The sequence below is a fragment of the Nonomuraea basaltis genome, from assembly GCF_005893125.1.
GTDB lineage: Bacteria > Actinomycetota > Actinomycetes > Streptosporangiales > Streptosporangiaceae > Nonomuraea > Nonomuraea basaltis.
In genome coordinates, this window is the sequence record NZ_VCJS01000387.1 from 1 (window position 1) to 7,034 (window position 7,034).

At 71.2% G+C, this 7,034-nt stretch carries 8 protein-coding genes; 2 read left to right on the plus strand and 6 right to left on the minus strand.

Going from position 1 to position 7,034, the window contains the following annotated elements; translation table 11 throughout:
• Positions 1-306: 306 nt before the first annotated feature.
• The 5 genes from EJK15_RS66180 to EJK15_RS66200 all read right to left on the minus strand — a co-directional run bounded on the left by EJK15_RS66180 (position 307) and on the right by EJK15_RS66200 (position 4,944).
• A complete protein-coding gene (locus EJK15_RS66180; RefSeq protein WP_138720418.1) occupies positions 307-1,164 on the minus strand; it encodes a Gfo/Idh/MocA family protein in 858 nt (285 codons plus the stop codon).
• An 81-nt stretch (positions 1,165-1,245) separates the two neighbouring features.
• A complete protein-coding gene (locus EJK15_RS66185) occupies positions 1,246-2,049 on the minus strand; it encodes an SDR family NAD(P)-dependent oxidoreductase (RefSeq protein ID WP_138720419.1) in 804 nt (267 codons plus the stop codon).
• The gene (locus tag EJK15_RS66190) at positions 2,046-3,239 is read right to left on the minus strand and encodes a cytochrome P450 (protein WP_138720420.1); all 1,194 of its coding nucleotides are present in this window, start codon (positions 3,237-3,239) and stop codon (positions 2,046-2,048) included. The genes EJK15_RS66185 and EJK15_RS66190 overlap by 4 nt, the downstream gene beginning before the upstream one ends.
• Positions 3,236-4,192 carry a phosphotriesterase family protein gene (locus tag EJK15_RS66195; RefSeq protein ID WP_138720421.1) on the minus strand — a complete coding sequence of 319 codons (957 nt, stop codon included), beginning with the start codon at positions 4,190-4,192 and terminating at the stop codon, positions 3,236-3,238. The genes EJK15_RS66190 and EJK15_RS66195 overlap by 4 nt, the downstream gene beginning before the upstream one ends.
• Positions 4,177-4,944 (minus strand): phytanoyl-CoA dioxygenase family protein, encoded by a 768-nt coding sequence (locus EJK15_RS66200; protein ID WP_171075375.1) that lies wholly within the window; start codon positions 4,942-4,944, stop codon positions 4,177-4,179. The genes EJK15_RS66195 and EJK15_RS66200 overlap by 16 nt, the downstream gene beginning before the upstream one ends.
• A 96-nt stretch (positions 4,945-5,040) precedes the next feature.
• On the opposite strand from EJK15_RS66200, the gene EJK15_RS66205 reads away from it, so the two are divergent.
• Both EJK15_RS66205 and EJK15_RS66210 read left to right on the plus strand, forming a co-directional pair.
• A complete protein-coding gene (locus tag EJK15_RS66205; RefSeq protein ID WP_138720423.1) occupies positions 5,041-5,697 on the plus strand; it encodes a hypothetical protein in 657 nt (218 codons plus the stop codon).
• A gap of 93 nt (positions 5,698-5,790) precedes the next feature.
• On the plus strand, positions 5,791-6,708 hold the full coding sequence (locus tag EJK15_RS66210) for a TIGR03621 family F420-dependent LLM class oxidoreductase (RefSeq protein WP_240778072.1): 918 nt from the start codon (positions 5,791-5,793) through the stop codon (positions 6,706-6,708).
• Here the strand turns inward: EJK15_RS66210 and EJK15_RS66215 are convergent.
• Positions 6,692-6,952: a zinc-binding dehydrogenase gene (locus EJK15_RS66215; RefSeq protein ID WP_240778073.1), complete on the minus strand. Its 261-nt coding sequence runs from the start codon at positions 6,950-6,952 to the stop codon at positions 6,692-6,694. The two genes, EJK15_RS66210 and EJK15_RS66215, sit on opposite strands and share 17 nt — an antisense overlap.
• Positions 6,953-7,034: the final 82 nt, after the last annotated feature.

Consider the following 7,034-nt stretch of genomic DNA (forward strand, 5'->3'; position numbering starts at 1 on the left):
GGGGTGGGGGAAGCGGCGGGGGTCGCCGTGGTGCCGGTCTGGCCACATCCGGTCAGGACGAGCGTTCCCAGCAGCGCGCCCGCGAAGGCCGTTCGTACGGGCCTCACGAGGAGTCCTTTCACACTGTCGGAACCGAGAGACCCGCGTAGAGCGACGGATCACCCTTTTCCACGAGGGTTGATGGCGTCAGCGCAGAGGCAGGCGACCTGGCTATGACAGTTGCGGGACAGCGCCGGACTCGCACCGGACTTCGCTGCAGCACTGCGCGTCGGACAAACGCTATCAATGTCCTAAATGTCTCCGGCGTCAAGGGGTTAGTTGGGTCTCCGCCTCGGCGATGATCCGCTGCAGCCGGAGCCCGTGGGCGGCGTCGAGGGGATGCCCGCCGCCGTTCCGCACGGTCTGGGCGAACTCCTCGGCGATGGTCTCCAAGGGGTCGTCGTCGAAGGGCAGGAGCACGGCGTTGCCGGTGCGGCCGTACACGGCGATCGTCGACGGCGGCAGGTCGCCGACGGCGGCCATGCACAGCGACGCCTCGGAGACCGCGCCGCCCTCGTGCTCCAGGAGCAGGCCGGTCCAGCCGAGCGGATTGCCGTGCGCGCGCACACCGGTCACCGGGCCCAGGGCGGCGTCCAGCAGGTCGATCACGTGCGGGCCGACGTCGAGCAGCGCGCCGCGCTCCAGCCGCCAGGGCGTGGCGAACGGGTGGTCGCCGAGGAGGGCGCCGGAGATGTTCGCGGCGTGGCCGCCGAAGGGCTGGATCTCGCCGCACCGGGCGAGGAACGTGCGGGCCTGGACGGAGTAGCGCAAGGTCAGCACCATCTGGGAGCCCACGCCCGCCTCCGCGACCGCCGCGGCCAGCCGCTCGGCGTTCGCCAGGGAGTCGGCGAGCGGTTTCTCCAGCAGCAGCGCCTTGCCCGCGCGGGCGGCGCGGACGCCCATCGCGGCCTGTACGGCGGGCGGCACGCAGAACGCCACCGCCTCGCAGGCGTCGAAGAGCTCCTCGATCCGCTCGAACACCGGCACCCCGAGCTCGGCGGCGGCCTCCGGACGCCGGGCCCACACGCCGGCCAGCCGCGTGTGCGGACCCCTCGCCAGCATGGGCGCGTGCGCCATCCGAGCCCACGGCCCCGCTCCGACCAGCCCGACCGCCACCGGCTCCATGCGACCTCCCGAGTCCGCTCCAGGTCACCTTATGGCCCGGCGATCAGATCCGGGACCATCACCCCATGCCGCCCGTCGGAGTCACTGATGTTCGCGCCACCGCTGGATGGCGTGCTGGGGGCGGTGGGCGAGGGTGCCGGAGTCGATGACGAGGGTCTGGCCGGTGACGCAGCGGCTCTCGTCGGAGGCCAGGAACGACACCAGGCTCGCCACGTCGTCCACCGTGCACGCCCACGGAAGGAGGCGTTCGGCGGCCTTGTCGGCGAGCTGGGCGGGCGTCAGGGCCTGCTGGGCGGCCGGGGTGAGGACGAGGGCGGGGGCGACGGCGTTGCAGCGGACGCCGCGGGCGCCGTACATGGTGGCGACGTAGCGGGTGAAGCCGATCAGTGCCGACTTGGAGGCGCCGTACGCGGCGTGGACCGTGTCGCCGACCAGGGCGGACACCGACGACGTGAGGACGATGGCGCCGCCGTCGGGCATGGCGGGGACGGTGTGCTTGACCATGAGCATGGCGCCGCGCAGGTTGACCTCCATGGTCCGGTCCCAGACGGCGACGTCGAGCGCGTCCAGCTCGCGGTCGCGGCCGTACACCTCGCGGTCGAGCGCGGCGGCGTTGGAGTGCAGCACGTCCACCCGGCCGAACGACGCCACCAGGGTCGCGACGGCCTCCTCCACCTGCTTCTCGTCGGAGACGTCGCAGGTGAGCGCCGTGGCGGTGCCGCCGCGGGCGCGGATGGCGGCGGCGGTGGCCTTGGCCCCGGCGGCGCGCAGGTCGAGCACGCCCACGCAGGCGCCCTCGGCGGCCAGCCGGGCCGCGCAGGCGGCGCCGATGCCCGAGGCCGCGCCCGTGACCAGCGCCACGCGCCCGTCGAAGCGGCCGGTCACCAGGTCACCTGGAGGGACGTCAGGCCGCGGCCGACGATCGACTTCCGGTGGGAGATCGGCACGCCGGGCAGGAGCCGCAGGCCCGGCAGGCGGCGGCCGAGCACGTCGAGCGCGGTGCGCAGCTGCAGCCGGCCGAGCGCGGCGCCGACGCAGAAGTGGATCCCGTAGCCGAAGACCATGTGGTCGGCGGCGTTCGGCCGGTCGATCCAGAAGCGTCCGGGATCGGGGAAGACGGTCTCGTCGTGGGCGGCGGAGTCGACGGACAGCAGCACGAGGGCGCCCGCCGGGATCGTCACTCCGTGCAGCGGGATGTCCGTCGTGGCGTACCGGAACGAGCCCAGCGCGGCGCCGTCGATGCGCATGCACTCCTCGGCCGCGCCGGGGACCCGCTCCGGCGGAACGGGCCACGCACCCTCCCTGAGCAGCCGCAGGACGGTGTTGCCGAGCTGGTTCGGCACGGTGTCGTTGCCGCCCAGCAGGATCGTGGAGATCAGCTCGACCACCTCCCTGTGGGTGAGCTCGTCACCGATCAGCGAGGTCATCAGGGAGGTGAAGTCGTCCTGCGGGTCCTTGGCCCGGGCGGCCACCAGCCGGTCCACGTAGTCCAGATAGGTCAGGAAGCTGCCGGCGAGCTCGAGCTGCCGCTCCGGCGGCTGCGGCGACAGGAAGAGCTGGAACCAGTCCTTGACGTGCGACTGCACGAAGGCCTCGTCGGACTCCGGCACCCCGATGAAGCGGGCGGTCAGCTTGATCGACGGCTCGTGCCCGATCTCGGCGACGAAGTCGGCCCGGCCTCGCGGGGCGATCCGGTCGAGGAGGTCCTCGTTGAGCTCGCGGAACGTGTCCTCCATGGCGGCGACCGCGCGCGGCGTGAACGCCCTCGACACCGACCGGCGCAGGCGGGTGTGGTCGGGCGGGTCCACGTTGGCCACGAAGCTGGACAGGAACGAGCCGTGCTCGCCCAGCTTCTCCTTCGTCTCCGCGGTCAGGCTGCGGGAGATCGTCAGCGAGCCCTTGGAGGAGAAGCGCCGCGGGTCGCCGTACGCCGCCCGCACGTCGGCGTAGCGGGTCAGCACGTACGCCTGGAGGTGCTCGCTCCAGAACACCGGCGACTCCTCGCGGAGCCGGGCGAGGAAGGGGTACGGGTCGGCGACGTGCCAGTCCGAGCCGACGTCGAAGTCCTCGATCATGCGAAGATCCTCCGCGGGTTGCCGACGAGCATTTGGTGGATCTGGTCGTCCGTGACGCCCCTCTTGCGCAGTTCGGGGATGACGTCGCGGGAGACGTGGAGGAGGTGGTAGTTGGGGTGGCGGCGCCGTACGACGTCGGCGTCGAAACGATCGTTGAAACAGTACGAATCGTGACTTAACACCATTTTTTCGGCATGCCCGCGCTCGCACATCTCGGCCACCACCGACACCCGCTGCTCGAACGGGCTGATCGTCTCGATCCCGAAGCGGTCCATGCCCAGGTAGGAGCCGGCCGCGATCAGCTCCTCCAGGTACGCCACGTCGGTCGAGTCCCCGGCGTGCCCGATCACCACCCGGCTCAGGTCGACGCCGAGCGAGCCGAGCAGGCGCTGCTGCTCGAGGCCGCCCTTGGAGGGACTGTGCGAATGCGTGGTGATCGGTGTGCCGGTCGCCAGGTGGGCCTCGGCGACCGCCCGGAACACCCGCTCGCACCCCTTGGTCATGCCCAGGTGGTCGGAGGCGCACTTGAGCATGGCGGCCTTGACACCGGTCCGCCCGATCCCCTCGGCGATGTCCCGCACGAAGAACTCCGCCAGCCGGTCGGGCCCGCCGAACAGCGATCCGGGACCCCGGTTGGCGAAGTACGGCGGCAGCGCGTCGTAGGTGTAGAGCCCGGTGGCGACCACGATGTTCACGCTGGTGAGCTCGGCCACCCGCTGCACGGCCGGGATGTGGCGGCCGAGCCCGAGCACGGTCAGGTCCACGATCGTGTCGACGCCCTCGGCCTTCAGCGCGTCCAGCTTGCCCGCCGCCTCCCGCGCCCGCAGCTCCAGATCCCACATCTCCGGGATGTCCGGCCAGTTCCACAGGATCTCCGGGCTCAGCCCGAAGACGTGCTCGTGCATGAGCGTCGCCCCGAGGTCGGCGACCGGGCCCCTCACGGTTTCAGGCACGGGAACCTCTCGTGCTCGAACGGCCGGTTGATCTGGAGCTCTAGCTCGTCGGTCTGCTTGTACGGCAGGCCGGTGTAGAGGGCGTCGGCGTCGAAGTAGGTGACGGTGAACGACAGCCGCGGGCGGTCCTGGCGGTTCGCGGGCGCGCCGTGCACGGTCAGCGCGTGGTGCACGGTCGCGTCGCCGGCCTTGAGGTCGAGCGGCGGGGACAGCTCCAGCTCCTTGAGCCACGGGTGCTGGCTGAGCTGGTCGTCGCCGGGCCGCGTGAAGCTGCGCCCGAGCAGGCCGTGGCGGTGCGAGCCGTCGTAGAACCTGAGCGACCCCATGTCGGCGGGCACGTCGGCCAGCGCCAGCCACACGGTCAGCATGGCCGAGCGGTCCATCGGCATCCAGGGGAAGTCCTGGTGGAACTCGGTGGCGCCGTGCTCGCCGGCCTCCTTGACCAGGAGGTTGGTGACCTGCACGCGTACCGCCCGGACGCCGCGCAGCAGCCGTACGGCGTTGCGCCCCATCTGGGGGCTCATGGTCAGCGCCCCGAACATCTCGTCGCTCGCCGCGATGTCCCTCGACTGCCCGAACGCCTGGTCGACCAGCGTCCGCTTGTCCTTCGCCCGGCCGTCCAGGTAGCAGGTGGCCCGCTCGCGCAGCTCCGCCGCGGTGCCGGGATCGATGAGCCGGCCGAGCCGCACCCAGCCGTGCTCGTGGAAGAACGCCACCTCGTCGTCGGTGGCCTGGCGCACCGGGATCTCCATGGCCCCAGTCTCGCACCTAAAGCAAGCGCTTGGTAAGACTCGATTTGAGTAGCCCCTACTCATGCGCGTCCCCGCCGCCCGTCTGACCCTCAGGGCATGACCACAGTCGAGACACCCCCCGCCACCGCCGGCTTCACCCGGTACGCGATGATCACCTGCGCGGTGGTCGCACCGCTCGCGCTCGCCCTGTCACTGCTGTTCGCCCCGAACGACGCCACGGCCGAGGGCGAGGCGTACATCCGGTCCTTCGTCGCCAACCTCGACGGCTACGCCCTCTGGAGCTGGATCAGCGCCCTGAGCTTCGCCGCCTTCATCCCCGGGATCTTCGGGGTCGGCAAGGTGGCCAGATCGGGGCGGCCCGTACTCGGCCTGGTGGGCATGGTCCTCGCCTTCATCCTGGCCCTGCCGGTCAGTTTGGACACCGACGGCGTGATCTACGCGGCCGCCAAGATCGGGCTGGACGTGCCGACCACGAACCGGCTGGTCACGGAGCTGAACGAAGGGCTGCCGACCTCGGTGCTGGGGTTCTCGTTCTTCCTGGGCCTGCTGGGCTTCGTCCTGCTGGGCATCGCCGCCCTGCGCAGCGCCGCGCCGAAGTGGGCGGCCATCGCCATGATCGTGGCGCCGTTCCTCATCCCCATCGCCTGGTTCGCCCAGCTCGGCAACCTGGTGGCGGGCGCGGCCTGGCTCGTCTTCGCCGCCGCCTCCGGCGGCATCGCCCTCGTGCTCCCCGCCGACCCTCGGCGCACCTGATCGGAAGGACAGGCGGCCAGGCGCGCCCCCGTACACCCTCGTTTCCGGCGTACATTGACACCCAAGCGCTTGCTCAACACGGTGGGAGGGATCGTGCGGCCGTTCAGGTTCGGGGCAGTGGTACGGGAGGCCGAGTCCGGAAAGGAGTGGGCCGAGAAGGCCAGGCGGCTGGAGGGAGCCGGGTTCGATGTGCTGCTGGTGCCCGATCACCTGGTCGGGCCGCGGTTCGCGCCCATCGCCGCCCTGACCGCGGCGGCCTGCGCCACCGACCGGCTGCGGGTGGGGACGCTGGTGTTCGCCAACGACTTCAGGCATCCGGCGGTGCTGGCCAAGGAGGCGGCCACGATCGACCTGCTGTCCGGCGGGCGGCTGGAGGTGGGGATCGGGACCGGGTGGATGGCGGACGACTACGCGGGGGCCGGAATGACGCTGGAGCCGCCGGGAGTGCGGGTGGAGCGGCTACGGGAGGCGATCGCCGTGCTCAAGGGGCTCTGGGGGGACGGGGCGTTCTCCTACGAGGGTGAGCACTATCGGATCGACGGGCTCGACCAGCGGCCCAAGCCCGCGCAGCGGCCGCATCCGCCGCTCCTGCTCGGCGGGGGCGGGCCGCGGGTGTTGCGGCTGGCGGCCGAGCAGGCCGACGTGGTGAACATCGGGATGCGGGTGAAACGGGACGGCAGCGGGCCCGACCGGCGGGACGGCGGGCTGGAGGCGTTCCTGGGCAAGCTCCGGCACGTCCGCGCGGCCGCCGGCGACCGCTACGCCCGCCTGGAGCTGGGCACGAGCGTGGTCCAGGCGGGCAAGCGGAAGGTGGAGGAGGCGTGGAGCGCGGCCGACAGTTCGACGCTGGACGAGACGCCCCAGGTCCTGCTCGGTACGCGACACGACATCGTGGACAAAGTCCGCCATTGGCGGGATGAGCACGATATTTCGTACTTTGTGGTGCACCACGAGCGGGATCTCCCCGCCCTCATCCCGGTCGTGGAGGAGCTGGCTACGGCACGAGGATGACCTTGCCCATGGTGTTCCTGCTCTCCAGCGCCTGGTGCGCCTCGGCGGCACTGCCCAGCGGGAACGCCTGGACCGCGGGCGTCAGGGACCCGTTCACGGCGGCCTCCAGGGCCTGGGCGCGCAGGTCGGCCACGCCGCCGTCGCGGCCGAGCAGGTGACCGATCCCGTCGTGCACCGTCACGCCCCGCGCCGCCGCCTCCTCCCCGTCGGGGAAGAACCACTCCCCCGCCGCCGACCCAAACACCTGTCTCTTATATACATCTAAAAAAAAAACAACATCCAATAACAGAGGTATATAATCAGTAGCTATCCCTACCAAGAACGTC